This window comes from Aeromonas diversa CDC 2478-85 (assembly GCF_000819805.1).
Taxonomy (GTDB): Bacteria; Pseudomonadota; Gammaproteobacteria; order Enterobacterales; family Aeromonadaceae; genus Aeromonas; species Aeromonas diversa.
Genome location: NZ_CDCE01000021.1, coordinates 176,898 through 203,531 on the forward strand (window position 1 = coordinate 176,898; position 26,634 = coordinate 203,531).

18 protein-coding genes and 1 riboswitch are annotated in these 26,634 nt (G+C 61.8%); of the genes, 14 read left to right on the plus strand and 4 right to left on the minus strand.

The window, feature by feature from the left end:
* Positions 1-21: 21 nt before the first annotated feature.
* The gene (gene pyrF / locus BN1121_RS07925; protein ID WP_005355676.1) at positions 22-717 is read left to right on the plus strand and encodes an orotidine-5'-phosphate decarboxylase; all 696 of its coding nucleotides are present in this window, start codon (positions 22-24) and stop codon (positions 715-717) included.
* On the opposite strand, the gene rrtA is transcribed toward pyrF, so the two are convergent.
* Complete coding sequence (gene rrtA / locus BN1121_RS07930; RefSeq protein ID WP_231553018.1) at positions 698-1,258, minus strand: rhombosortase; 561 nt, start codon at positions 1,256-1,258, stop codon at positions 698-700. The two genes, pyrF and rrtA, sit on opposite strands and share 20 nt — an antisense overlap.
* Between rrtA and BN1121_RS07935 the strand changes: the two genes are divergently transcribed.
* The 5 genes from BN1121_RS07935 to BN1121_RS07955 are packed head-to-tail and all read left to right on the plus strand — an operon-like array spanning position 1,251 to position 4,051.
* Positions 1,251-1,856: a tRNA-uridine aminocarboxypropyltransferase gene (locus tag BN1121_RS07935; RefSeq protein WP_043157754.1), complete on the plus strand. Its 606-nt coding sequence runs from the start codon at positions 1,251-1,253 to the stop codon at positions 1,854-1,856. The two genes, rrtA and BN1121_RS07935, sit on opposite strands and share 8 nt — an antisense overlap.
* A gap of 1 nt (position 1,857) precedes the next feature.
* Positions 1,858-2,553: a 7-cyano-7-deazaguanine synthase QueC gene (queC, locus tag BN1121_RS07940; RefSeq protein WP_005355669.1), complete on the plus strand. Its 696-nt coding sequence runs from the start codon at positions 1,858-1,860 to the stop codon at positions 2,551-2,553.
* A gap of 36 nt (positions 2,554-2,589) precedes the next feature.
* Positions 2,590-3,261 (plus strand): 7-carboxy-7-deazaguanine synthase QueE, encoded by a 672-nt coding sequence (gene queE / locus BN1121_RS07945; protein WP_043157760.1) that lies wholly within the window; start codon positions 2,590-2,592, stop codon positions 3,259-3,261.
* Positions 3,261-3,491: a DUF3820 family protein gene (locus BN1121_RS07950; RefSeq protein ID WP_005355667.1), complete on the plus strand. Its 231-nt coding sequence runs from the start codon at positions 3,261-3,263 to the stop codon at positions 3,489-3,491. Before queE ends, BN1121_RS07950 begins: the two co-directional genes overlap by 1 nt.
* Entirely contained in the window at positions 3,488-4,051 is a 564-nt protein-coding gene (locus tag BN1121_RS07955; RefSeq protein ID WP_005355666.1) for a cob(I)yrinic acid a,c-diamide adenosyltransferase, read from the plus strand. Before BN1121_RS07950 ends, BN1121_RS07955 begins: the two co-directional genes overlap by 4 nt.
* A gap of 45 nt (positions 4,052-4,096) precedes the next feature.
* On the opposite strand, the gene BN1121_RS07960 is transcribed toward BN1121_RS07955, so the two are convergent.
* Complete coding sequence (locus BN1121_RS07960) at positions 4,097-4,501, minus strand: H-NS family histone-like protein (RefSeq protein ID WP_005355665.1); 405 nt, start codon at positions 4,499-4,501, stop codon at positions 4,097-4,099.
* Positions 4,502-4,799: 298 nt separating this feature from the next.
* Positions 4,800-4,971, plus strand: a riboswitch (Lysine riboswitch).
* Between the two features lie 89 nt (positions 4,972-5,060).
* Here BN1121_RS07960 and BN1121_RS07965 point away from each other — a divergent pair.
* Positions 5,061-6,635 carry a Na+/H+ antiporter NhaC family protein gene (locus BN1121_RS07965; protein ID WP_043157752.1) on the plus strand — a complete coding sequence of 525 codons (1,575 nt, stop codon included), beginning with the start codon at positions 5,061-5,063 and terminating at the stop codon, positions 6,633-6,635.
* Positions 6,636-6,730: 95 nt separating this feature from the next.
* Entirely contained in the window at positions 6,731-7,312 is a 582-nt protein-coding gene (locus BN1121_RS07970; protein ID WP_005355661.1) for a thymidine kinase, read from the plus strand.
* Between the two features lie 34 nt (positions 7,313-7,346).
* Here BN1121_RS07970 and BN1121_RS07975 read toward each other — a convergent pair whose 3' ends face one another.
* Positions 7,347-8,687: a flavohemoglobin expression-modulating QEGLA motif protein gene (locus tag BN1121_RS07975; protein ID WP_005355659.1), complete on the minus strand. Its 1,341-nt coding sequence runs from the start codon at positions 8,685-8,687 to the stop codon at positions 7,347-7,349.
* A gap of 177 nt (positions 8,688-8,864) precedes the next feature.
* Here BN1121_RS07975 and mltB point away from each other — a divergent pair, with 177 nt between their 5' ends.
* Complete coding sequence (mltB, locus tag BN1121_RS07980; protein WP_005355656.1) at positions 8,865-9,932, plus strand: lytic murein transglycosylase B; 1,068 nt, start codon at positions 8,865-8,867, stop codon at positions 9,930-9,932.
* Between the two features lie 54 nt (positions 9,933-9,986).
* On the opposite strand, the gene BN1121_RS07985 is transcribed toward mltB, so the two are convergent.
* Complete coding sequence (locus BN1121_RS07985; protein WP_005355653.1) at positions 9,987-10,253, minus strand: hypothetical protein; 267 nt, start codon at positions 10,251-10,253, stop codon at positions 9,987-9,989.
* Between the two features lie 826 nt (positions 10,254-11,079).
* Between BN1121_RS07985 and BN1121_RS20260 the strand changes: the two genes are divergently transcribed.
* From BN1121_RS20260 to BN1121_RS20185, 5 genes are all read left to right on the plus strand, one after another.
* On the plus strand, positions 11,080-12,633 hold the full coding sequence (locus BN1121_RS20260) for a calcium-binding protein (RefSeq protein WP_005355650.1): 1,554 nt from the start codon (positions 11,080-11,082) through the stop codon (positions 12,631-12,633).
* Between the two features lie 337 nt (positions 12,634-12,970).
* Entirely contained in the window at positions 12,971-15,106 is a 2,136-nt protein-coding gene (locus BN1121_RS07995) for a type I secretion system permease/ATPase (protein ID WP_152424705.1), read from the plus strand.
* 5 nt (positions 15,107-15,111) lie between these two features.
* A complete protein-coding gene (locus BN1121_RS08000; RefSeq protein WP_005355643.1) occupies positions 15,112-16,533 on the plus strand; it encodes an HlyD family type I secretion periplasmic adaptor subunit in 1,422 nt (473 codons plus the stop codon).
* A gap of 2 nt (positions 16,534-16,535) precedes the next feature.
* On the plus strand, positions 16,536-17,732 hold the full coding sequence (locus BN1121_RS08005; protein ID WP_043597571.1) for a glycosyltransferase family 4 protein: 1,197 nt from the start codon (positions 16,536-16,538) through the stop codon (positions 17,730-17,732).
* Positions 17,733-17,797: 65 nt separating this feature from the next.
* A partial coding sequence (locus BN1121_RS20185) for a calcium-binding protein (RefSeq protein WP_043597583.1) occupies positions 17,798-26,634 on the plus strand: 8,837 nt, incomplete at its 3' end.

Here is a 26,634-nt window from a genome sequence, read left to right on the forward strand (position 1 = left end):
GATAACAAGACAGGAAGAAGCATGAGCGAACCCAAAGTAGTGGTGGCGCTGGATTTTGCGCGCCAAGAAGATGCCCTGGCCCTGGTGGACCAGCTCAGCCCGTCGGCCTGCCGCCTCAAGGTGGGTAAAGAGATGTTCACCCTGTTTGGCCCCCAGTTTGTTCGGGAATTGGTGGGGCGGGGGTTCGATGTCTTCTTGGACCTGAAATTTCACGATATCCCCAATACGGTGGCCAAGGCGGTGGCAGCCAGCGCCGAGCTGGGGGTCTGGATGGTGAATGTACATGCCAGCGGTGGACGCCGCATGATGGAGGCGGCCAAGGCTGCGCTGGCGCCTTACGGCGACAAGGCACCCCTGCTCATCGGTGTGACCGTGTTAACCAGCATGGAGCAAGTCGATCTGGCCGAGCTCGGGGTGACCCTGACTCCGGCGGAGCAGGTGCTGCGTCTGGCGCGCCTGACCAAGGCCGCTGGCCTGGACGGGGTGGTCTGCTCGGCGCAGGAGGCGACCCTGCTCAAGGCAGAGTGTGGTGCCGACTTCAAGCTGGTGACCCCGGGGATCCGGCCGGCAGGCAGCGAGCAGGGAGACCAACGCCGCATCATGACACCGGCCCAGGCGGTAGCGGCGGGTGCCGATTATCTGGTGGTCGGGCGTCCCATCACGCAGGCCGGCGCCCCGGCCGCCGTGTTGCAAGCCATCAACGCCGAGCTCGGTTGAGTAGCCCCAGCATGGCGCCACTCATGGCGCCAATAACGTGAGACTCGACATGGACCCGAGCGCCGATCAATGCCGCGCTCGGGCCATCGGTACCGCCTCCCAGCCAGTCGACGCTTAGCTTTAGGAGCAGCCCGGCCAGTAGCAGACCAGCGCTGCGACGGTGTCCCCACTCTTGCACTATCCCCCAGGCAAAGAGCCCATGCAGGGCTCCCGACAGCCCCATGTACCATTGTGTCTCGGGGACCCATAGCCAGATCCCCAGCGTGACGCCAAGGGAGCAGAGGCCGATCACAGCGAGCAGTCGCCGTGAGTTCAGCTCATCGCTGAAGATCTGGGTCAGTAGCCAGAGCCCGGCGACGTTGAGCAGCAGATGCCAGCCATTGGTGTGAACGAGGTTGCCTGTTATGATGCGCCACCACTGCCCATGGGCGATGGCCTCACGCTGAAACGAGAGGGTATCGCTTGGCACGCTCAGCCAGAGCAGCAGCAATAACAGCGACAGTCCGGCTGCGGCCGGCCATCCGGAAATCTTTGTGAACACGAGTGATCCCACATCAACCCACAACAGCCGCTACTGTACTCATTGTGGCCGCGCACTCAAGGCCTGTTTGTGTGCCACGCTACCGCGTATTGCCAATCCGACGGCGCTGATGGTGCTGCAACACCCCAAGGAGCGTCTGCATCCCAAGGGGACCGCGCATCTGCTGACCGGCTCGCTGGAGCAGGCCGAGCTGAGGGTGGGGAGTCAGTGGCTGGAGGATGAGGCGCTGCTGAGGTTTGTCAGCGATGCCCCTTGTTACCTGCTGTGGCCCGGTGAGGGGGCGCTCACTCTCGATGCGCTGCCACGTGCAGATGGCGCGCGTTTTGTGCTGCTCGATGGCACCTGGCGCAAGTGCTACCGCATGCTCATGGAAAATCCGGCCCTGGCGGCTCTGCCCAGGGTGGCGTTGGCGCCGCGCAGTGGCCACTATCATATTCGCAAGGCTCCCTTCACCGGCGCCTTGTCGACCCTGGAGGCGGGATACCACCTCTTGTGTGAATGGGAACGCGAGCCCGGGCGATATCAGCCCCTCTGGGACCTGTTTGTTCGTTTTAATCAGCAATGGCTCACCTTTAGCCAAGCCAACCGAGGAGAGTGACATGAGTATCGCCGTGGTCGTGTTCAGCGGAGGCCAGGACAGCACCACCTGCCTGGTGCAGGCCCTACAGACCTATGACGAGGTCCATGCCATCACCTTCGATTATGGTCAGCGCCATGTGGCCGAGATCGAGGTGGCCAAGGCCTTGACCGAGCGTCTCGGGGTCAAGGCCCACAAGGTGATGGACGTCTCCTTGCTCGGCGAGCTGGCCCTCTCGTCGCTGACCCGTGACGACATCCCGGTCAGTCGCGAACTGCAAGACAACGGCCTGCCTAACACCTTCGTGCCGGGGCGCAACATCCTGTTCCTGACCTTGGCCGCCATCTATGCCTATCAGGTGGGAGCCGAGGCGGTGATCACCGGGGTGTGCGAGACCGATTTTTCCGGCTATCCCGACTGCCGCGACGAGTTCGTCAAGGCGCTCAACCGGGCCGTAGTGCTGGGGATGGAGCGGCCGGTGCGCTTCGAGACGCCACTCATGTGGCTCGATAAGGCCGAGACCTGGGCGCTGGCCGACCGTTGTGGCCACCTTGAGACGGTGCGCCATCACACCCTGACTTGCTACAACGGCATTCAGGGAGATGGCTGTGGCGAGTGCCCCGCCTGCCTGCTCCGTGCCCGTGGCCTGCAGGAATACCTGGAGCAGGGAGAGGCCGTGCGTGCCCGCCTCGCCGTTAAACTGGCGCCGGCCTCTTAAGCCGGTCCCCTTTACCGTATTAGACAGAATGTGATGATTCACTACCCGATCAACGAAATATTCCAGACCATTCAGGGGGAGGGGGTGTACACCGGCCTTCCCGCTATCTTTGTGCGCCTTCAGGGTTGCCCGGTGGGCTGCCCCTGGTGCGACACCCGCCACACCTGGGTGGTCAGTCCCGAGCGCGAGGTGCCGAGCCGCCAGGTGCTCGATCGATCCAACGAGTCGGATGCCTGGAGTGCCATGAGTGCTGTCGAGATCCGCGAGAGCTTTCAGCGCCTCGGTTACACGGCGCGCCATGTGGTGATCACCGGTGGTGAGCCTTGTCTCTACGATCTGCGTGAACTTTCCGTGCTCTTACTGGCAGAAGGCTTCACGGTGCAGGTAGAGACCAGTGGCACCCATGAGGTGCTGGTCCATGAGGAAGCCTGGGTGACTGTCTCTCCCAAGCTCGGCATGAAGGGCGGGCTGGAGGTATTACCCCAGGCCCTTTCGCGCGCCAATGAAATTAAACATCCCGTCGCGACGGAGCGGCATATCGAGGAGCTCGATGCCCTGCTGCACTTTGCCACTCTGCGCCCCGATGTGCAGATTGCCCTGCAGCCCATCAGCCAGAAGAAGCATGCGACCGAGCTGGCGATGAGGGTGTGTATCGAGCGTCACTGGCGGCTCTCAATCCAGACTCATAAATATCTGGATATCGATTGATGTTGCTCGAGCAGGGACCCGAGGTATTGCTTCATTTGAATATGAAAATGCCCTATGGCAAATATCAGGGGCGGCGATTGATCGAACTGCCGGAACCCTATCTGGTCTGGATGGCCGGACAAGGGTTTCCTGCGGGTAAATTAGGCAGTGCCTTGGCGTTGGCCCACGAGATCAAGGTCAATGGTTTGGAGAGCGTTGTGTTACCAATCCTAAATGGGATGCAAGAATGAGGATATATACCAAGCAGGGTGATGGCGGTATGACCAGACTGGCGGATGGAAGCATTTCTGCCAAGACCCATATGAGGGTTGAAAGTTATGGTCTTATCGACGAACTCAATTCTCATATCGGTTTGTTGATTGCGTTATTACCCGAGCCAGCTCTCGAGGCCAGAGCTGAGTTGCAATTACTGCAACATGAGTTGTTTGATCTCGGTGCCGAACTGGCACTCCCAGGCGAATCGCAACAGCAGGATGTCTGGCGAGTGAACGACGAATGGACGGTGCGACTCGAAAAGGCAATGGATCGAATGAGTGAGGAGCTGGCACCGCTTAAGCAGTTTATTCTGCCCGGCGGCTCTGTGGCCGTTGCTCAGGCCCATGTGGTGAGAACCCTGGTGCGTCGTTGTGAACGACAGCTAGTGCTGCTGGCCGAACACGAGCCTCTGAATCCCGCCCTGCTGCCTTATGTCAATCGCCTGAGTGATTGGTTTTTCGTGCTGGCCAGATGGTTAATAAAGCGTGAAGGAAAGGCTGAGGTCGTTTGGTTGAAAGAGAGCGAGAGAAAATAAAAAAAACCTCGCCATTGGCGAGGTTTTTTACGAATTGACTCTGCCTTAGATGGCGAAATCTTCCAGGGTCTTGCCCTCTTCCAGTGCCTTGGCAATCACGGCAGGAGTACGGCCTTGACCGGTCCAGGTCTTTTCGGTGCCGTTATCCATATAGCGGTATTTGGCCGGACGCTGAGCACGCTTGGCGCCTTTCTTCTTGCTTTCGGTTGCGGCCGGGCTGCCAACCAGTTCGCTCGGATCGATACCTGCCTCTTTGAGCATTTCGCTAAATTCTTGCAATTTACGCAGATGCTCGGCTTGGGCGGCATGGCTGGCGGCAGCTTCTTGTTGACGCTCGTCAACGATGGATTGCAGCTTCTCCAGACCTTCGTTCAGTTGTTCCAGAGTCATCTCACGACATGCGGCACGCAGGCTGCGGATATTCAGCAGTACTTTCAAAAATTCGTTCATAAACACACCACTCGAGCAGTTATAGGTTTTTACACAGATGAAGTGTAGCTATTTCGTCGCAATTTAAACAGGGAATATGATCAAGTCAAGCTGGAGATAATTACTAATTAATATTTATTGCTATTCATCGGATTATTTACGCCTGCCGACTTCCTATCTGGGTGGTATAGCGGAAACGAGCAGTCCATGAGCTCGGTTGAGCGTGTTATGCTGTCTTTCAGTGTGAGCGTGGTTCAAATGAGTAGTCATTCATAAACCTTGCGATTAATCTCTCGATTGATAAAATGCACCTCGAATACCTTTAAGTAGAGGCGCGCTGCCTATGAGTAGCCGAGCGGAGGGTGATGCCTGTGATGCTCGAGGAAAGGAGTCAGCGCCGAAGTGGCCAGGCCATCATACCGGGCTGCTGGTTCTGCATCTAATAGGTGCAGGACTGCCATAGTCATCCACTATGGAGCGCTACCTGAAGGGTGAGGAGTATGTCCGCCGCCCGGTGGATCTTGTTTCTTTATCCTATTTGGTAGATCTCCACCTGAGTCTGTTGTAGGTGCAAGAGATCATGGAAATCACCCATTACGCCACGTCGGCATTGTCACTCGCTCCCCCCCTGATTGCGGTTATTCTGGCAATCTGGACCCGTAAGGTTCTGTTATCCCTCGGAATGGGCATTCTCGCCGGCAGTATTCTGGTGAGCGGCTTCTCCCCATTGGGCACCCTGGAATATGTGGGCTCGGTCGCCAAGGGCATCTTCTGGGACGACGGCGCCGTTAACAGCTGGAACGTCAATATTCTCCTCTTCCTGTTGCTGCTCGGTGGCATCATCAGTCTGATGACCGTCTCCGGCGCGACCCGCGCCTTTGCCGACTGGGCTGCGACTCGCATCAAGAGCCGTCGCGGTGCCAAGATCCTGACCGGTTGTCTGGTCTTCCTCTTCTTCATTGACGACTACTTCCACAGCCTCTCGGTGGGGTCTGTGTGCCGTCCGGTGACCGATCGCTTCCAGATCTCCCGTGCCAAGCTGGCCTATCTGCTCGACTCCACTGCGGCGCCGGTCTGTGTGCTGATGCCCATCTCCTCCTGGGGTGCCTACATCATCGCCATCATAGGCGGCATCCTGACGGCCCATGGCCTGACAGACCAGACGCCCATTTCGGCCTTTATCCAGATGATCCCGATGAACCTCTACGCCGTCTTTACTCTGGCGATGGTATTGGTCGTGATCTTCTATCAGCTCGATATTGGTGCCATGCGCCAGCATGAGGAGTGGGCGGCTGAAGGCAAGCTGTGGGACGAGAGCAAGGGGGCGCCGGCCGGTGCCAGTGGCGAGCTATCCAGCTCCGACAAGGGCCGAGTGCTGGATCTGGTGCTGCCGATCCTGACCCTGACCCTCTCCACCGTCTACTTCATGGTCGCCTCCGGTGCCGCCACGCTGGCCGAGAAGGGGATGTCTTTCAGCCTGCTCGGTGCCTTTGAAAATACCGACGTGGGGGCATCGTTGGTGAACGGTGGCGTCTGTGGTCTGGCCGTGGCTATCCTGCTCTCTCTGCGTCTGGGGCTTGGACTCAAGAACTGGCTGCTGGCGGCCAAGCACGGCGTCATGGCCATGTTGCCGGCCATCTACATCCTCATTTTCGCCTGGGGGATCGGTGCCGTGATCCGCGAGGTTGAGACCGGTAAATATTTGGCATCTCTGGCCCAGAGCGGTTTGCCCATCGCCCTGCTGCCCGCCGTGCTGTTTGTGCTTTCCGGCGCCATGGCCTTCTCCACCGGCACCAGCTGGGGGACCTTCGGTATCATGCTGCCGCTGGCCGGTGACATGGCTGCCGCCAGCGATATCACCATGCTGTTGCCCATGCTCTCTGCCGTGTTGGCGGGCGCCGTGTTTGGCGATCACTGCTCGCCCATCTCGGATACCACCATCCTCTCTTCCACCGGTGCCGGTTGCCATCACATCGATCATGTGGTGACCCAGCTGCCTTATGCCCTCACCATCGCCTTTGGTGCCGTGCTCGGCTATCTGGCGCTCGGCCTGATGCACTCCGTGCTGGCCGGTGTCGTGGTGAGCGGTATCTGGTTTATGGCGTCGAGCCTCTTCTTCGTCCGCCGTAACCAGCCCGTGTTGGCCAATGCCTAAGCAAACGGTGGTGTAACGATGCGGGGGCCTTAGGGGCCCCCGCTGGTTTATGTTAGTATTCGCCCCAGTTAAAAGACCCTTCGGAATACGTGCCCATGGCCTCTCTTCACTACAAATTTGCCGCCATGAACTCCGGCAAATCGACCCAGCTTATCCAGGCTCACTTCAACTACTGCGAGCGGGGGATGCATCCGCTGGCCATGACTCCGGCGATCGACGATCGGTTCGGGGTCGGCGTGATCTCGGCCCGGGTTGGCTTGACCCTGAAAGTCGAGGTCTTCACCGAAGAGAGCGATCTGTTTGAGTTGATCCGCGGGCGCAACGCCGAGCAGCGCATCGATGTCTTCATCGTGGATGAGGCCCAGTTCCTGACCAAAGAGCAGGTCTACCAGTTGGCGCGTATCGTCGATGAGCTCGATATCCCCGTGGTGGCCTATGGCCTCAAGACCGATTTTCGTGCCGAGCTCTTCCCCGGCTCCTACCACCTGCTCTGCCTCGCGGACAAGGTTGAGGAGCTCAAGAGCATCTGCTGGTGCGGCAACAAGGCGCACATGAACGCACGGGTGAGTGGCTCGGGAGAGGTGATGCGTGACGGGGCTCAGGTCGAGATTGGTGGAAACGACCGCTATGTCTCCCTCTGTCGCAAGCACTACCTCGAAGGCAAGGCGTACTCATAAACGGACCACCCCGGCACAGGCCGGGGTTCTTGTATCAGTCGAGATCCACATCGCCCTGCGCCTCATAGAGGGGGGCCGTCTGCGGGAGGGTGTGAAACAGCTGGCGAAAGTGCTGCTGCACCCGATCGATGTCGATGAGGCTCATGCCCGATGAGAAACCAAACCAGACATAGAGGCCGGTCAGGTTTCTGAACATGGGGGGCAGAAAACGCGGTGCCTCGATGAGCCCCTCCAGGTAGTGGCGATAGAGCACGGGAATATCGTCCAGGTTGACCTTGCCGACAAACAGCATGGGCAGGATTTCGGGTACCCCCTCGAGGACGGCGCTGCGAATGAAGTTCACCGTCTCGACATAGCCGCGCACATAGGAGAGATCCTTGGTGAAGCAGGCCGTGCCGTCGACGGCGCCACCGCGAAAGACCCGCTGGGCTATCTTGTAGGCGTCGTGCTGTCCCATTCCGCGCTCGTGGAAGTGGCGATAGAGTTCGATAAAGTCGGCCCCCTGCTCGGCCATGTCGATGGCCATCACCCGATCCGAGATGCGCCGCGCCCGATCTGGAAAGGAGCTGAAGGTGAGGGTCTCTATCAGGACGGCCAACCCCTCCTGGCAGGCGGTGATGCGCGGCGAGCCGGCGCTGAGCCAGCTGGCCCAGGGTTGGGCTCGGCCATTGAGGGTGGTGCCCACGTGCACCCAGCCCTCATGCACCTCGAGCACCTGAAGATCCAGCTCCGAGAAACGGGCGTGACTGCTGAGCTTGATATAATCCCCGCCGGCGGCGGCGTCAGAGACGATGCCGTCGCTGAGCATCACTCGTACCGTTCCCTCCTCGAAGTAGTCGCCGAGCCTCTCTTGCAGCCGTGCCACGGCGCCTTCGCCCTGGTAGATCTTGGGCCAGGGGCGCACCAGATGGCGGGCGCCCGGTAGGGAGAAGATCTCGCACAGGCGTTCCCCCAGCTCGCGCAGGGTCTTGCGATCCCCGCGCAGGTGGTCGCGCGCCGAGCCATAGAGCAGACGGCTGTAGCGCAGGAAGTCGGGGGTGCCGCGGGCACGCAGCATCTCGCACACCACCATGTATTGTTCGACCGTCTGTTGCAGGATCAGTCCCAGCTCGTCATGGGGGCCGAGGCGGCGCTGGATGCGCCCACGCAGCGCTCTGAGTTCCCGATAGGTGTGGTGAGGATCGAAGGAGAGGGGAAGGCTCTCGTAGAAGTTGCGATCGACCCTGGGCAGTTGGTTGGCGCCCGAGTCGAAAAACTGTTGCTCCAACTCGCGGGGCCACTTGATGGCGTCGAGAATGCGGATCGGTTTTTGAATGGTCAGCAGTTCATCGGAGAGGAGGCGAAGCCGCTGGCGGTACTGTTCCTGATGGCTCATGGTGGTGCGAAAAGAGGGAAGTGAACTCTATCTTACCGTCAATTTTACTCCAGCGCCTGTCGCGTGCTTGCTCGGCCCTTCGCCTCATCGACCATTTACCGCGGCGATGCGTTTGTTCCACCCTCGCAATGGGGTAACATGGCCTGCCCTGTTTCACCTGCTGGATCTTCACTATCAATGCGTCACCTGGCTCTCTTTCTTCCCATCCTTTCTCTGATCACCGCCTGTAGCAGTGCGCCGGCCCCTGCCGCGCCCACCGAGCCCAAGGCGCCCCGCGGGGGCTTTTTGCTCGGTCCAGAGCATGTGCAGACTCCCTTGATGGGGGATTTCTCTACCAATCCCGAAACGGCGCGTTTTATCGACAAGATGGTGCAACAACATGGGTTTAACCGGCAGCAGTTGCACGATGTACTGGGGCAGGCCAAGCGCCTCGATTGGGTGATCCGCCTGATGGACCAGCAGGCCCCCACCACCAAACCGCCGGCCGGACCGAACGGCGCCTGGGTTCGCTATCGCAACAACTTCATCACCCCGGGCAATGTAGAGAATGGGGTCGCCTTTTGGAACCAGTATGAAGAGGCACTCAGCCGCGCCTATGAGCAGTACGGGGTGCCGCCCCAGGTGATCGTCGGCATCATCGGGGTCGAGACCCGCTGGGGCCGGGTGATGGGCAAGACTCGCATCCTCGACGCCCTCTCAACTCTGGCGTTCGATTACCCGCGCCGCGCCGCCTATTTCGAGGGGGAGCTCGAGACCTATCTGCTGATGGCCAGGAGTGAGGCGATCGACCCACTCGATCCGCAGGGATCCTTCGCCGGTGCCATGGGGTATGGTCAGTTCATGCCCTCATCCTTTAAGAAGTATGCGGTGGACTTCAATGGCGATGGCCACACCAATTTGTGGGATCCCGTCGATGCCATCGGTAGCGTGGCCCATTACTTCCAGGCGCACGGCTGGGTGAAAGGAGACAAGGTGGCCGTGCAGGCGAGCGGGCAGGCTCCCGGCCTCGAGCACGGCTTCAAGACCCGTTATAAGGTGAGCCAGCTCTCGGCGGCAGGGCTGACGCCCGTTGCGCCGCTCGGCCATCACCGGGAGGCGAGTCTGCTGCGTTTGGACATGGGCAAGCGTTACCAGTACTGGTATGGGCTCTCCAACTTCTACACAATCACCCGTTACAACCACAGTACTCACTACGCCATGGCGGTATGGCAGCTTGGTGAGGCGGTGCGTCAGGCCCGCCAGTAAGGACCTGAGCAATGAAAGAGGGGGCATCTGGTGCCCCCTCTCTGCGCTATGAGCTTATTTGGTGAGGTGCTTCTTAATCTCGTCGACGGCTCCCATCACCATAAACGCCGCGCCCCCGGCCGGGGTGGCGGCGCTGTACTCCTGACAGAGATAACCAAAGCCCTCTCTGTGATGGGCGATGGCCTCCTCTTCGTTGGCGGCATGGGTCACATCCCCCACCACCTCCAACCCCTGTTCAAGCAGTTGCGCCTTTTCCTCGAGAAAGGTGGGTGAGTCCATCTTCAGCAGGGTGAAGTCGGGGGCATCGGGACGGGTTGCCAAACCTGATACTTGCTCATAGCGTACTCCAACATGAAGGGAGCCTGACGAATACCACTTTGTGGGTGGTTTGTCATCTCCCCAGACGGGAATGCTAAAGGCAACTGCGTTCGCAGGAGGGTAAACGTTTGCATTGCTTGGCTCTTATGAGTCTCGTTTGTCAAGGCTCCAAGTGAGTGGTGTTTCTTTCTGGCTAGACTAAATACTCTACGCAGTCTGGAACGATAACCACAACAATATCTTGGACTTCCTCACTTCGCAGAATTCTGCCGTATCTCCGGATTTGGGGTTGGTACATGTCCCCCTCCTTATGCAGCTCCATGGCCTCGTCGATGAGCCTGATTCCATCAGGTCAGCCATGGTACGCAGGCCATCTCTGCGGCTGGGCAACTACTCGCCACACCGCCTCGGCTTAAAGGTTTACCCCCTTCTTTGCCTCGTGCATGCCTATCGAAGGTCCGGCGGCCGGCGCTATGCCAGAGCGATAGCGCCGTCGCCATCACCCGCAGTGCGTGAAACGTCCCCATCCATGGCGGACATCGGTCTGTCACCCTCAATGCCACCTCATTCATCTCGCCAGCCTGAGGCCGTGCCCTGTTGCCGCCGGATGGAGCGGCTTCTTCGACGATGCCGTTGGTGTCTCAGATGATGGTGATACTGAGCGGCAGATTCGACGCCATGAGGCCGCTCGCGCCACGGCCCTCTCCTATGACATCCAGCCGGGGGGCGCTGCCTATCTCGACCTGCTGGGGCTGGGTCAATGAGTCAACAGAACATAAGCAAGGTTCAGGTCAACACGAAAATGACAACTAACAAGAAGGATCCGGTAATGGAATCATCTATCCACCAGGCCAGCCTCGAGTACGAGGGTGAATTAGAGGGCACGTCGGGTGCCGACCAGCTCACCGGTAGCAGCGGTGACGATACCCTGCTGGGCTTTGAGGGTGATGACACCCTGAGCGGGGGTGAGGGTAACGATCAGTTGTTTGGCGATAATGGCAACAATGTGCTGGCAGGGGGACGGGGGGATGACTTGCTCATCGGTGGCGATGACGCGGATGTGTACCTGTTTGGCCTAGGGGACGGTCAAGATGTGATTCAAGACAATGCGCTCGCGCAGGTGAACGACAGCAAGGCGCACGATGAGCTGCGTTTTGGGGAGGGGATCTCCCCTGTCGACCTGGAGATCTTGCGCGTTGGGGATGACCTCATATTCCAGCATGTCAATGGTGAAGACAGCGTCACCATTGAGAAGTGGTTTGTAAATGAACGTTACTGGGTTGAGCGCGTTACTTTTGCCGACGGCACCGCTTGGGGAGTGAACGACCTGGCGGCCCGTGTCATCGTCGCGACGGGCAGTGAGCGCCTTGAGACCCTGACCGGCTGGATAGGGAAAGACCACCTGGTCGGTCTGGGGGGCAACGACATCCTCAAGGGCATGGCAGGGGATGACCTGCTGGAGGGCGGCGCCGGTAACGACACGCTGCTGGGGGGTCAAGGTGACGACCAGCTGGAGGGTGGTGATGGCGATGATCTGCTCGACGGTGGTGCCGGCGACGATATCCTGATTGGGGGGCGGGGCAATGACACCCTGATGGGTGGCGAGGGTCACGACGTCTATCGGATTGAGCCGGGTGCGGGGCACGCTGTGCTCGTCTTCAGCGCCGAAGGTGAGGGCAATATCCAAGTGATTGAGCTGGGACAGGGTCTGAGTCCAGAGCATATCTGTGTCGAGCACAGGGGCGATGACCTGGTGCTGACTCATAACCCGTATCAGATGCAGAGCTACGGTGATTCCGATGCACTGGTCAGCGTGCGCGACTGGTTCAGCAATCCGGCGGTGCGGACGGAGCAAATTCGTTTCGCGGATGGCACGGTGTGGACCGTGGAAGACCTGGCAGGCCGGGTGATTGAAGGTCGAGGCTGGGGACAGGAGCAAGGCGACAGTCTGACCGGTTGGGAGGGACGTGACCACCTGCAAGGCGGCGCCGGTAACGACATCCTGAATGGGGACAATGGCGATGACGGTTATATCTTCCGCTTGGGGGATGGCCAGGACCGTATCCAGGACAGTCAAGGTAACGATACCCTGCGGCTTGAGGATATTGCCGCCGACAAGCTCTGGTTCCAGCGCAGTGACAAGGATCTCCGGATCTCTGTGCAGGGCGGTGCCGATTTCATCACGGTGAGCAACTGGTTTGCCGGCGCGGCTAACCAGATTGAGACCCTGGTGGCAGGCGATGGCAAGCGCCTGCTTTCGTCCCAGGTGCAGGCGCTGGTCGATGCCATGGCGGCGTTTAACCCGCCGGCTTCTGGTGCGACCTCGGGGCAGCCTGGCGAGCAAGGGGAGCTGGCCACATTGGTGAGCTCCAGCTGGAAGTAAGCCGTCTGTAACTGCCCAAAGAGGGCATCACGTCCAATGCCAGTCAGCTAACCCTGACTGGCATTTTTCGTTGGTCGACTAACCGGTTCAATGCGCTCATCCCCTCGGGGCCGGTCACTTCGCCTTGCGGTTGAGCGGCGACATATCGTGTTATTACAACGAGAGGCGGCGGTTGTTCCGAGAGGACCCGGTGGCGCCAAATGAAAAACGTTTCGCCCCTTGTGGGCTTCAAGGAGGTCTTTTTCGGTGCGCTTGTCAAGGCGCCAAGTGAGTAGTGTTCATTTAGGGGTAGAGTAAATACCCTAGACGATCTGGCACCTATAACTATGACAATATCTTGGACTCCCTCACTTCGCAGAATTCTGCCGTATCTTCGGATCTGGGGTTGGTAGGTTTAATCCTCCTCGCTCAATTTCATGGCGTTGCCGCCGAGCCTGAACAGTTACGTCACCAGTTTGGTGATGGTGTCCGGCCCTTCTCCGAGGCCGAGCTGTTGCTCGCGGCAAAGTCGTTATCCCTCAAGGCTCGCATCGTGGCGCAGGCCCGTGACCGCCTGCCGCTAACCCCGCTGCCGGTGCTCGCCCTGCGCGAGGATGGGGAGCACTTCATCATCGCCCGCTATGAGGGGGATAAAGTGCTTATCCACGACCTGCGTCAGGGGCGCCCCAGAGTGCTCACGACCGATGAACTGGCCGAACGCTACGAAGGACGCCTGCTGCTGATGGCCTCGCGGGCCTCGGCCAGTGCCACCCTCGCCCGTTTCGATTTCACCTGGTTTGTGCCGGCCGTGGTCAAATACCGCAAGCTGCTGCTGGAGGTGCTCGGCGTCTCGCTGGTGTTGCAGCTGTTTGCACTGGTGACCCCGCTCTTCTTCCAGGTGGTGATGGACAAGGTGCTGGTCAATCGGGCGTTTTCGACGCTGGATGTCATCGCCGTGGGCCTGCTTCTGGTGGTGGTGTTTAATGTCCTGCTCTCCACCCTGCGCAGCCATGTCTTTGCTCACACCACCAGTCGTATCGATGTGGAGTTGGGGGCCCGGCTGTTTCGTCATCTGCTGGCGTTGCCACTGGCCTATTTCGAGGCGAGGCGGGTCGGCGACACCGTCGCCCGGGTGCGCGAGCTTGAGCATATTCGCGGCTTTCTGACCGGCCAGGCGCTCACGACCGTGCTCGACTTGCTCTTCTCCTTCGTGTTTCTCTCGGTGATGTTCTACTACAGCGGCTGGTTGACCCTGATCGTGCTGGTGTCGCTGCCCTGCTACGCGGCCTGGTCCCTGCTGTTGACGCCGATGCTACGCCGCCGACTCGATGAGAAGTTTGCGCGTGGCGCCGATAACCAGTCGTTTCTGGTGGAGGCCGTGGGCGGCGTCGGCACCATCAAGGCGATGGCGGTCGAGCCGCACATGACGCGGCGCTGGGACAACCAGTTGGCCGCCTATGTGGCGGCCAGCTTCCGGGTGACCCGTCTCTCCAATATCGGACAGGGGGGGATCCAGCTCATCCAGAAACTGGTCATGGTCGGGACCCTGTGGCTGGGGGCCCGCCTGGTGATCGATGGCGACCTCTCGGTGGGGCAGCTTATCGCTTTTAACATGCTGGCCGGCCAGGTGGCCGCGCCCGTGCTGCGTCTGGCGCAGCTGTGGCAGGACTTCCAGCAGGTCGGGATCTCGGTGGAGCGGCTCGGGGATATCCTCAACACCCGCACCGAGCTGCCGGCCAGCCGGGCGGCGCTACCGCCCATCCGTGGGCAGATCCAGTTCGATCGGGTCACCTTCCGCTATCGGCCCGATGGGCCCGAGATCTTGCACCAGCTCGATCTCGCCATCGAGGCCGGTGAGGTCGTGGGCATCGTCGGGCGTTCCGGCTCGGGCAAGAGCACACTCACCAAGCTCATCCAGCGCCTGTATGTCCCCGAAGGGGGGCGGGTGCTGGTCGACGGCAACGATCTGGCCCTGGCCGATCCGGCCTGGCTACGCCGCCAGATAGGGGTGGTGCTGCAGGAAAATCTGCTGTTCAACGCCAGCGTGCGCGACAACATCGCCCTCTGCGAGCCCGGCATGAGCCTGGAGCGGGTCATTCAGGCGGCCAAGTTGGCGGGCGCCCATGACTTCATCATGGAGCTGGCCGAAGGGTATGACACCCTGGTGGGTGAGCAGGGCTCCTCCCTCTCGGGGGGGCAGCGCCAGCGCATCGCCATCGCCCGTGCTCTGGTGGGGGACCCGCGTATCCTGATCCTCGATGAGGCGACCAGTGCCCTCGACTATGAGTCGGAGCGTGCCGTGATGCAGAACATGCAGGCCATTTGCCGTGGTCGCACCGTCATCATCATCGCCCATCGTCTCTCCACGGTCCGGGGGGCCCATCGCATCATCGCCATGGACAAGGGGCGCATCGTCGAAAGCGGCGTGCATGCCGAGCTTATCACCCGGCAGGGTGGCTACTACGCCCATCTTCACAGCCTGCAGCAAGGATAATCACCATGACCCACTGGATTGAGGCGCTGCAGGACTTCCTGCGGCGTTACCGTGACGCCTTTTCGCGCAGCTGGGAGATCCGTCGTCAACTGGACCCTGAGCCCCGGCGTGACGAGGAGCTGGCCTTCTTGCCGGCCCATCTCGAGCTGACCGATTCCCCCCTCTCCCCCCTGCCACGCTGGAGCATGCGCGCCATCGTGGCCCTGTTTCTCTGTTTTCTGCTCTGGGCCTGTGTCGGCCAGCTGGACATCGTCGCGGTGGCGGGCGGCAAGACGGTAAGCGGAGGGCGCACCAAGATCATCCAACCCCTCGAGCCGAGCGTGGTCAAGGCCATTCACGTGCGAGAGGGTCAGCAGGTCGCCGCCGGCGAGGTCCTGGTCGAGCTGGACGCCACCACGGCCAGCGCAGATCGGCGCAAGGCCGAAGAGGCGTTGACGGTCGCGCGGCTGACCGAGGCGCGCTACCAGTCGCTGCTGGTTGCCCAGCAGCAGCACGCGCTGCCGGTGTGGGCACCCTTGACCGGGATTGACGAGGCGCGCCAGCAGGCCGAGCTGACCCTGGCGCTCGGGCAGTGGCAGGCCTACCTCGCCAAGCGCGACGCCTTGACCGCCATGCTGCACCAGCGCGAGGCCGAGCGAAGCACCACCCGTCAGCAGGTGACCAAGCTGCGCCAGACCCTGAGCCTGGTGCGTACGCGCGAGCGCGACTACGAGGCGCTGCTCGCCAAGCAGTTTGTGCCGCGTCATGCCTATCTGGAGCAGCAACAGGCGCGGATCGAGCTCGAAGGGGACCTCGCCAGCCAGCAGAGCCGGCTCAACGAGCTCTCTGCCGCCATCTCGGGCCAGCAACAAGAGCTGCGGGCCCTGGCCGCCAACTTCCGCAGCGATGCGCTCGAGCAGGGGAGAGTGGCGAGCGATCAGGTCAGCCAGTATCGGGAAGAGCTGACCAAGATGCGTCGGCGCCAGGCCTTGACCCGGCTCACGGCGCCGGTGGCCGGTACGGTGCAGCAGCTGGCTGTCCATACCGTTGGCGGTGTGGTGACCGAGGCCCAGCCCCTGATGGCCGTGGTACCGGCCAACGAGACCCTGGAGATTGAGGCGCAGATAGAGAACCGGGACATCGGGTTTGTCCGGCCGGGGCAAGCGGCCACGGTCAAGATCGACAGCTTCCCCTACACCCGTTACGGCTACCTGACGGGAGAGGTGATCAGTGTCAGTCACGACGCGGTACAGGACGAGCGCAAGGGCTTGGTGTTCCTGGCCCGGGTGCGCCTGGAGCGCAACCACCTGATGATCGACGGTGCCCGGGTCAACCTGAGCGCCGGGATGACAGTCAGTACCGAGATCCGGACCGGGAAACGCCGGGTGATCGACTATTTCCTCAGCCCATTGCAGGAGCACGTGGGTGAGAGTCTGCGCGAGCGATAATCATGAAGGTCTTGCTCATTCATCAGAATTTTCCCGGTCAGCTGCGGCACATCGCCGAACACCTTCGGACCCGTGATGATGTCGAGTTGCTGGCGGTGGGGCGCGACACGGCGCCCGGGCTCGAGGGGGTGGAGCTGCTGCGTTATCGCCCCAGCCGGCAGGCCGGTGCCCAGACTCACCCTTATCTGCTCGGGTTTGAAGAGGGGGTGCTGCATGGTCAGGCCGTGGTGCGCCGCCTCCAGCCGCTGGCCGAGCGGGGCTATCGCCCGGATGTGATCCTGGCCCACCCGGGGTGGGGCGAGACGCTGTTCGTGCGCGAGCTGTTCCCCACCGCCCGGCTGGTGCACTACTGCGAGTTTTACTATCACAGCCAGGGGGCCGATGCCGACTTCGACCCCGAGTTTCCGTTGTCGCTGGACGGGGCGGCGCGGATCCGGGCGCGCAATGCCCTGCATCTGCTCAACCTGGAGCAGTGCGATACGGGGGTCTGTCCCACCCATTGGCAGCAGAGCCTGCACCCGGCGGCCTATCACGGCAAGCTCAGGGTGGTGCACGAAGGGATCCGCACCGAGCGGCTGCGCCCGGACCCGGAGGCCACCTTGGCGCTGCCCAATGGTCGCGTCCTGCGTGCCGGGCAGAAGATCATCACCTATGTGGCCAGAAATCTCGAACCCTACCGGGGCTTTCATCGCCTGATGCGTAACCTGCCCGCCCTGCTGGCGGCCGATCCCGAGTGTCAGGTGGTGATCGTCGGGGGGGATGGGGTGAGTTATGGCTCCCCCCCGCGTGGGGGCGGCTCCTGGCGGGAGACACTGCTGGCGGAGCATCCGGTCGACCCTGAGCGGGTCCATTTCCTCGGCAAGGTCCCTTATGACGTCTATGTCCGGGTGCTGCAGGTCTCTGCGGTGCACCTCTATCTCACCTATCCGTTCGTGCTGTCGTGGAGCCTGCTGGAGGCCATGTCGTGTGGTTGCCGGGTGGTGGCCTCCGATACGGCGCCGCTGCATGAAGTGATCCGCGACGGGGAGAACGGCCGGCTGGTTGGTTTCTTCGACGATGCGGCCCTGGTACAGCAGACGATGGCGCTGCTGGGTGACCGGCACGAGGCAATGGGGCAGGCCGCTCGCGCCACGGCCCTCTCCTATGACATCCAGCCGGGGGTCGCTGCCTATCTCGACCTGCTGGGGCTGGGTCAATGAGTCAACAGAACATAAGCAAGGTTCAGGTCAACACGCAAATGACAACTAATAAGAAGGATCCGGTAATGGAATCATCTATCCACCAGGCCAGCCTCGAGCTCGAGGGTGAATTAGAGGGCACGTCGGGTGCCGACCAGCTCACCGGCAGCAGCGGTGACGATACCCTGCAGGGCTTTGAGGGTGATGACACCCTGAGCGGGGGTGAGGGGAATGATGTGCTGTTTGGTAATGCAGGCCGCAATGTGTTGGCAGGAGGACGAGGGGATGATCGGCTCGTCGGTGGCGATGACGCGGATGTGTACCTGTTTAGCCTCGGGGATGGTCAGGATGTCATTCAGGAAACGGCGTTAGGACAATTTGGCGATAGCAAGGTCCAGGATGAGCTGCGCTTTGGTGCGGGGATCGCCCCCGCCGACCTGGAGCTCCTGCGTATCGGCAATGATCTCGTCTTCCAGCATGTCAATGGTGAAGACAGCGTCACCATTGAGAACTGGTTTGTGCATGAGCACTACTGGGTAGAGCGCGTTACTTTTGCCGACGGCACCGCTTGGGGAGTGAACGACCTGGCGGCCCGTGTCATCGTCGCGACGGGCAGCGAGCGCCGTGAGACCCTGACCGGCTGGATAGGGAAAGACCACCTGGTCGGTCTGGGGGGCAACGACATCCTCAAGGGCATGGCAGGGGATGACCTGCTGGAGGGCGGCGCCGGTAACGATCTGCTTGACGGCGGCGCCGGCAACGACACCCTGGTGGGTGGCGCCGGTAAGGATACCCTGGTGGGGGGCGCCGGCGTGGACGTCTATCAATTGAACCTGGGTGACGGTGCAGACGTCATTCGTAACGGCAGCGTCAGTGCGGTGAGCGTATCGGGCGAGATCCGCTTTGGTGCCGGCATTTTGGTGGCGGACATCCGCGTGGTGCGCGAGGGGGACCACCTGGTGCTGGTGCATGCCAACGGCAGCGACCGCTGGACCGTGGAGGGCTACTTCGCGGCGGTGGGCAATCGGGTGGCAGGTATCGTGTTTGCCGACGGCACCGTGTGGACCCAGGCCGACATCACCATCACCACCACGGGTGGCGATGCGGGGGGCAACCTGGTGGGCTGGGATGGCAGTGACGTCATCATCGGCGGCGCCGGCAACGACACCCTGGTGGGTGGCGCCGGCAAGGATACCCTGGTGGGGGGCGCCGGCGTTGACGTCTATGTGCTGGGCCTCGGTGACGGGGTCGATGTGATTCGTAACGGCAGCGCCGTGGCGGTGAGCGTGTCGGGCGAGATCCGCTTTGGTGCCGGCATCCTGGTGGCGGACATCAGCGTGGTGCGCGACGGGGATCACCTGGTACTGGTGCATGCCAACGGCAGCGACCGCTGGACCGTGGAGGGCTACTTCGCGGCGGTGGGCAATCGGGTGGCGAGCATCGTGTTTGCCGACGGCACCGTGTGGACCCAGGCCACGCTCACCGTGACCACACTGGGTGGCGATGCCGGTGGCAACCTGGTGGGTTGGGAGGGCCGCGATGTGATCATCGGCGGCGCCGGCAACGACACCCTGGTGGGCGGCGCCGGTAACGACACCCTGGTGGGGGGCGCCGGCGTTGACGTTTATGTGCTGGGCCTCGGTGACGGGGTTGATGTGATTCGTAACGGCAGCGCCGTGGCGGTGAGCGTGTCCGGGGAGATCCGCTTCGGTGCCGGCATCCTGGTGGCGGACATCCGCGTGGTGCGCGACGGGGATCACCTGGTGCTGGTGCATGCCAACGGCAGCGACCGCTGGACCGTGGAGGGCTACTTCGCATCAGTGGGCCAGCGGGTGGCGAGCATCGTGTTTGCCGACGGCACCGTGTGGACCCAGGCCGACATCACCATCACCACCACGGGGGGCGACGGCGACGACAAACTCGTGGGTTGGGATGGCAGCGACGTCATCATCGGCGGCGCCGGCAACGACACCCTGGTGGGCGGCGCCGGTAACGACACCCTGGTGGGGGGCGTCGGCGTGGACGTCTATCTCTGTAATCTCGGTGACGGGGTCGATGTGATCCGTAACGGCAGCGCCGTGGCGGTGAGCGTCTCGGGCGAGATCCGCTTTGGTGCCGGCATCCTGGTGGCGGACATCAGCGTGGTGCGCGACGGGGATCACCTGGTACTGGTGCATGCCAACGGCAGCGACCGCTGGACCGTGGAGGGCTACTTCGCGGCGGTGGGTCATCGGGTGGCGAGCATCGTGTTTGCCGACGGCACCGTATGGACCCAGGCTGACATCACCATCACCACCACGGGGGGCGACGGCGACGACAAACTCGTGGGTTGGGATGGCAGCGACGTCATCATCGGCGGCGCCGGCAACGACACCCTGGTGGGGGGCGCCGGTAACGACACCCTGGTGGGGGGGGCCGGTGTGGACGTCTATCTCTGCAATCTCGGTGACGGGGTCGATGTGATTCGTAACGGCAGCGCCACTGCGGTGAGCGTATCGGGCGAGATCCGCTTTGGTGCCGGCATTTTGGTGGCGGACATCCGCGTGGTGCGCGAGGGGGACCACCTGGTGCTGGTGCATGCCAACGGCAGCGACCGCTGGACCGTGGAGGGCTACTTCTCGGCGGTGGGCAATCGGGTGGCGAGCATCGTGTTTGCTGACGGTACCGTATGGACCCAAGCCGACATCACCATCACCATCATGGGTGGCGACGGCGACGACAAGCTTGTTGGCTGGGATGGCCGCGATGTGATTATCGGCGGCGCCGGCAACGATACCCTGGTGGGAGGTGCCGGTAAAGATACTCTGGTGGGGGGCGCCGGTGTGGACGTTTATCTCTGTAATCTCGGTGACGGTGTCGATGTGATCCGTAACGGCAGCGCCGTGGCGGTGAGCGTATCGGGCGAGATCCGCTTTGGTGCCGGCATCCTGGTGGCGGACATCAGCGTGGTGCGCGAAGGGGATCATCTGGTGCTGGTGCATGCCAACGGCAGCGACCGCTGGACCGTAGAGGGCTACTTCGCAGCAGTAGGCCACCGGCTGGCAGGCATCGTGTTTGCCGATGGCACCGTATGGACCCAGGCCGACATCACCATCACCACCACGGGTGGCGACGGCGACGATCGGCTCGTTGGCTGGGATGGCAGTGACGTCATCATCGGCGGCGCCGGCAACGACACCCTGGTGGGTGGTGCCGGTAAAGATACTCTGGTGGGGGGCGCCGGTGTGGACGTCTATCTCTGTAATCTCGGTGACGGTGTCGATGTCATTCGTAACGGCAGCGCCGCAGCGGTGAGTGTGTCCGGCGAGATCCGCTTTGGTGCCGGTATCCTGGTGGCGGACATCAGCGTGGTGCGCGAGGGGGACCACCTGGTACTGGTGCATGCCAACGGCAGCGACCGCTGGACCGTAGAGGGCTACTTCGCAGCAGTGGGCCACCGGCTGGCAGGCATCGTGTTTGCTGACGGCACCGTGTGGACCCAGGCTGACATCACCATCACCACCCTGGGTGGCGACGGCGACGACAAGCTCGTGGGTTGGGATGGCAGTGATGTGCTCATCGGCGGCGCCGGCAGCGACCTCCTGGAGGGGGGAAACGGTCATGACACCCTGGTGGGGGGCGCCGGTGACGACACCTTAAGCGGTGGCAGTGGCAGCGAGGTGTATCGCTTCGATGTCGGTCACGGACACGACGTCATCGTGGCGCAAGAGATCGCGGTGACCCTGCACGACGAGATCCACTTCGGCGCAGCCATCGGCGTGAGCGACATCTATCTGGTGCAGCGCGGCGACGATCTGGTGCTGGTGAACATTAACGGGCATGACTCGATCACGATCCAGAGCGGGTTGGTCGAAGGACAGGAGTGGGGCGGCAGCGTGGTCTTTGCCGATGGCGCCCGTTGGACTGCTGACGACTTCTTTAGCCTGTTGCGTGAAGTCACCGTGGGTAATGAGAGTGACAACTTTATTGTTGGCTCTGTAGAAAATGAGTTTTTGGATGGTCAGCGCGGTAATGACACCCTAGTCGGTGGTGGTGGCGATGATCTGCTGCAAGGGGGGAGTGGCGATGATCTGCTTACCGGCAGTAAAGGAAAAGATACCTTTATTTTTGGTTTGGGCCATGGTCGGGATGTCATCGATTACGGTGAGCTGGCCGACAGACGTGGCAGGATGAAGGAATATAGCCTTAACGATCAGATCCGCTTTATGGAGGGGATCGCGCCGTCGGATATTACCGTGTATGCGGTCGGTAACGATGTGATCCTGATGCACAGCAATGGCCAGGACAGCGTCACCATCCACAATGGGGGGACGGTTAAAAATACCTGGGTTGGCCAAGTGGTCTTTGCCGACGGGACCGTTTGGAGTGCCCAACAGATGTTGGCCAGCGCCCAGAAGGCCACCGGGACGCCCGGTAATGACAGCGTCAAGGGCAGCGTCGGTAATGACCTGCTCGATGGCGGTGCCGGCAACGATACCCTGGAGGGGGGCGATGGTAACGATACCCTTAAGGGCGGTACCGGCGATGACCTGTTGACCAGTGGCGGAGGTAGCAGCGTGCTGGAAGGGGGAGAAGGCAGTGACACTCTGGAGGGCGGTGGTAACGATACCCTTAAGGGCGGCGCCGGCGATGACCTGCTGACCAGTGGCGGTGGCAGCAGCGAGCTGGAAGGGGGCATCGGCAACGATACCCTGATCGGCAGCGGCCACTCCGATACCTATCGCTTTAACCTGGGCGATGGTCACGATCTCATCATCAACGGCAAGGCCGGTGGTGAGCATTACAGCGCCATCATCCTCGGCACCGGCATTGTCGCGACGGACATCAAGGTGGTCCGTGCCGGCAACGACGTGCAGCTCAAGCATGTCAACGGTCAAGACTCCATCCTGATTAAAGACTGGTTCCTCGGTGAGGTGCACTGGGTGACCCAGGTCGTGTTTGCCGATGGCAGTGTCTGGAGCGGCCAGCAGATTAACCAGTGGAGCAGCGGGATCGCCATCGGCGGCGCCGGCGACGATGCGCTGACCGGCAGCGCTGCCGACGAGCTGATCGATGCCGGCGCCGGCAATGACACCCTCATCGGCGGCGGGGGGAATGACACCCTCAAGGGCGGTGACGGCGACGACCTGATCACCAGCAGCGGGAAAGGCGTCGTTATCCTCGAGGGAGGTACCGGCAATGACACCCTCAAAGGGGGCGCCAGCAACGACGTCTATCGCTTCAATGTGGGCGATGGGCGCGATCTCATCATCAACAATGCTACGGGGATCCATGTGGTGGCGCACGGTGAGGTGCACTTCGGGGCGGGGATCGCCGTGGAGGACATCCGCGTCGTGCGTGATGGTGACGACATGATCCTGACTCACCGCAACGGGGTTGACGCCGTGGTGATCCAGGGCTGGTTCTCCAGCGCAGGTGCCCAGCTCGGCCGGGTGCAGTTTGCCAGCGGCGTGAGTTGGAGCACCACCCAAATGCTGGCCTTCAGCCAGGGGGTCTTCATCGGCACCTCGGGCAATGACGTGTTGGGCGGGAGTGCGGGTAACGATTCCCTGGAAGGGGGCGATGGCAATGACACCCTGACCGGGCGTGGCGGTAACGACACCCTGTTGGGGGGGGCCGGCAACGATCTGCTGCTGGGTGAAGGCTCGGGCTCCCTGCGACTGGAAGGCGGTCAGGGTAACGACACCCTGCAAGGGGGCAGTGGCACCAACCTCTATCTGTTCAACCTCGGTGATGGTCACGATCTCATCATCAATAACGCCCTGAATGTCGCCGTCAGCGGCAGCAGTGAGATCCGGCTGGGGGCGGGCATCGTCGCCAACGACCTGCAGGTGGTGCGGGTCGATAACCAGCTTGTCATCAAGCATGTCAACGGAGTGGACTCCATCACCATCCAGGGCTGGTTCGACGGCGAGCGGCACTGGGTGGGGCAGGTGACCTTTGCCGATGGGACCGTGTGGCTCGCTCAGCAGCTCAATCAACGGGCATCCGGGATCGTGACAGGCACTGCCGGCGCCGATCTGCTCGAGGGGAGTGCGGCGAGCAACCTGATCGACGGCGGTGCGGGTAACGACACCCTGCGTGGCGGACATGGCAAGGACACCCTCAAGGGGGGCGCCGGCGATGACCTGCTGATAAGCGGCAGCGGCAGCGTGACCGTGCTGGAAGGGGGGCGAGGCAATGACACCCTGCAAGGACGCGGCGAGCAGGATATCTATCTCTTCAACCTGGGTGATGGCAAGGACGTGGTCATCAACAACAGCCTGGGTGTGAGTATCGAGCATCAGAGTGAGATACGCCTCGGCGCGGGTATTTCCGCCAATGAGATCCGTGTGCTGCAAGTGGGGAATGACCTGGTGCTGGCGCACACCAATGGTAGCGATGCCGTCTGCATCCAGGGCTGGTTCACCAGTGCGACCGCGCAGGTCGGCAGCGTGGTGTTTGCCAATGGGACCGTGTGGCTGGCCGCCGAGCTCACCCTGCGCAGTCAAGGGGTGTTGGTGGGTGGCCGCGGCGATGATGTGCTGCTGGGGGTCACGGGCAAGAACAACACGCTGGACGGGGGAGAGGGCAACGACACCCTGCAAGGGGCGGGCGGCGCCGACACCCTGCTAGGTGGGCTGGGTAACGACCTGCTGGTGAGTGGCCAGGGCAGCGTCGCCATTTTGCACGGCGGCGCCGGCAATGACACCCTCAAGGGCAGTGGTAGCCAGGACATCTATCTCTTTAATCTGGGTGATGGCGCGGATCTCATCATCAACAACAGCGTCAGTGTGAGCCATCACAGCGAGATTCGTCTGGGCGCAGGCATTGCGGCCAGTGATCTGACGGTGGTCAAGGTGGGCAATGACCTCATCTTGCGCCATGCCAACGGCAGTGATTCGCTCAGGGTACAGGGGTGGTTCACGTCGGCATCGGCCCAGATTGGCAGCGTCCTGTTTGTGGACGGCACCGTGTGGCAGGCCGCCCAGATCACGCAGTGGGCGACGGGGGTATACCTCGGCACCGCGGGTGACGACAAGCTGGTTGGCAACGCGGGCGATAACCAGATGGACGGTGGTCAGGGTAATGACACCCTGCTGGGCCTGGGTGGCAAGGACACCCTCCGAGGGGGGGACGGCGATGATGTGCTCGTCTCTGGCAACGGCGGGGTGGCGCAGCATGAAGGGGGACGTGGTAACGATACCCTCAAGGGCAACGCCGAGACCGACATCTATCTCTTTAACCTCGGCGATGGCCGTGACGTCATCATCAATAACGAACTCAATGTCAGCCTCAGCCACCATAGCGAGGTGCGCTTTGGTGCCGGGATCGTGGCCAATGATATCCGGGTCTCCCGCGAGGGGGATGATCTGCTGCTGATGCACAGCAATGGCAAGGACGCCATCACGGTAAGTAACTGGTTCCTGGGCGAGAGCCACACGTTGGCGAGCGTGCTGTTTGCCGATGGCACCGTGTGGAGCACGCTGCAGATAGTGCAGCGCAGCCAGGGCATCTTTATCGGCAGCGCAGGCAATGACTCGATAAGAGGCAGTGAGCGTGACGAGCGGCTGGAAGGGGGCGAAGGGCATGACACCCTGCTTGGCGGTGGTGGTGCCGACACCCTCGAAGGCGGCGGTGGCAACGACCTGCTGGTGAGTGCGGGGGGCGGCGCGTCCCGACTGGACGGCGGTAAGGGTAACGACACCCTGCGCGGCGCAGGCCATGCTGACGTCTACCTCTTCAACCTGGGTGATGGTCAGGATGTGATCATCAATACGGCGACCGGTGAGAGCCTGGTGGCGCACAACGAGATCCGTTTCGGGGTCAATATCACCGCCGGCGACATTCGTGTGGTGCGCAGCGGCAACGATCTGATCTTGCGCCACGTCAATGGCAGCGATGCGGTGCTGGTGCGTGATTGGTATCTGAGTGAAGGCAACTGGGTGAGCCAGGTGGTGTTCGACGATGGCACCGTCTGGTCGGCGCATCAGCTGGAGCAGTGGGGGATCGGTGTCGTCACCGGGACCCTGGGTGACGACGTCCTGAGTGCCTCCGGGGCCAGCGGCGTGACCCAGCTGATCGGTGGGCGTGGCAACGACACCCTGGTCGGCGGGGATCGCAAGGAGATCTTCGTGTTTAACCTGGGTGACGGGCATGACCTCATTCACTATGGGCAGAACAGCGGCGCGCTGGCGACCTTCAGTGGTGGCGACGAGCTTCGCTTCGGGGCGGGAATTGAGGTGCGCGACATCCTGATCATTCGCTCGGGTGACGACATCGTGCTCAAGCACATCAATGGCAGCGACAGCGTGACGATCCGGGGCGGTTTTGCCGAGAAGGACGCGTGGGGCGGCCTGGTGGTCTTTGCCGGAGGTACGCGCTGGACGGTCAGCGAGCTGGTGAAGTTTGTGGCGGTGACGCTGACGGGTAGCGAGTCGGCGGACGTGTTGACGGGTGCCAAGGGTAACGACGTGATCTTTGGTCTGGGTGGCGAAGACAAGCTGGCCGGCGGTGATGGCGACGATAGCCTGTTTGGTGGCGGCGACAACGACATCCTGGGCGGCGGCAACGGCAACGACCTGCTGGAAGGGGGTCATGGCTTTGATGTGCTCAACGGTGAAGCCGGTAACGACACTCTGCGTGGTGGTGAAGGCAACGACACCCTTGATGGCGGTGTTGGTGCAGACCTGCTGGAAGGGGGTGACGGCGACGACGTCATCAGTGGGGGGGAGGACAGCTACAACGGCTGGTTTGCCGACAATGGTTGGAGTCCGGCTTATCACCACTTCCAAGGTGAGGAGCGCGACACCCTGCGCGGCGGTGCCGGTAATGACGAGCTGAAGGCGGGTAACTGGTGGACCTATGGCCGAACCTATGAGGGGGGCACCGGCAACGATACCCTGACCGGGGGCTATGCGGGTGATACCTATCTGTTCAATCT

Excerpts from the sequence above, each read along its gene's own strand:
- BN1121_RS07975 (WP_005355659.1), bottom strand. The coding sequence starts at position 8,687 with ATGAGCCATCAGGAACAGTACCGCCAGCGGCTTCGCCTCCTCTCCGAT.
- mltB (WP_005355656.1), top strand. The coding sequence starts at position 8,865 with ATGCGTCACCTGGCTCTCTTTCTTCCCATCCTTTCTCTGATCACCGCC.
- BN1121_RS08000 (WP_005355643.1), top strand. The coding sequence starts at position 15,112 with ATGACCCACTGGATTGAGGCGCTGCAGGACTTCCTGCGGCGTTACCGT.
- queC (WP_005355669.1), top strand. The coding sequence starts at position 1,858 with ATGAGTATCGCCGTGGTCGTGTTCAGCGGAGGCCAGGACAGCACCACC.
- BN1121_RS07960 (WP_005355665.1), bottom strand. The coding sequence starts at position 4,501 with ATGAACGAATTTTTGAAAGTACTGCTGAATATCCGCAGCCTGCGTGCC.
- BN1121_RS07950 (WP_005355667.1), top strand. The coding sequence starts at position 3,261 with ATGTTGCTCGAGCAGGGACCCGAGGTATTGCTTCATTTGAATATGAAA.
- BN1121_RS07970 (WP_005355661.1), top strand. The coding sequence starts at position 6,731 with ATGGCCTCTCTTCACTACAAATTTGCCGCCATGAACTCCGGCAAATCG.
- BN1121_RS07955 (WP_005355666.1), top strand. The coding sequence starts at position 3,488 with ATGAGGATATATACCAAGCAGGGTGATGGCGGTATGACCAGACTGGCG.
- BN1121_RS08005 (WP_043597571.1), top strand. The coding sequence starts at position 16,536 with ATGAAGGTCTTGCTCATTCATCAGAATTTTCCCGGTCAGCTGCGGCAC.
- pyrF (WP_005355676.1), top strand. The coding sequence starts at position 22 with ATGAGCGAACCCAAAGTAGTGGTGGCGCTGGATTTTGCGCGCCAAGAA.
- BN1121_RS07965 (WP_043157752.1), top strand. The coding sequence starts at position 5,061 with ATGGAAATCACCCATTACGCCACGTCGGCATTGTCACTCGCTCCCCCC.
- BN1121_RS20260 (WP_005355650.1), top strand. The coding sequence starts at position 11,080 with ATGGAATCATCTATCCACCAGGCCAGCCTCGAGTACGAGGGTGAATTA.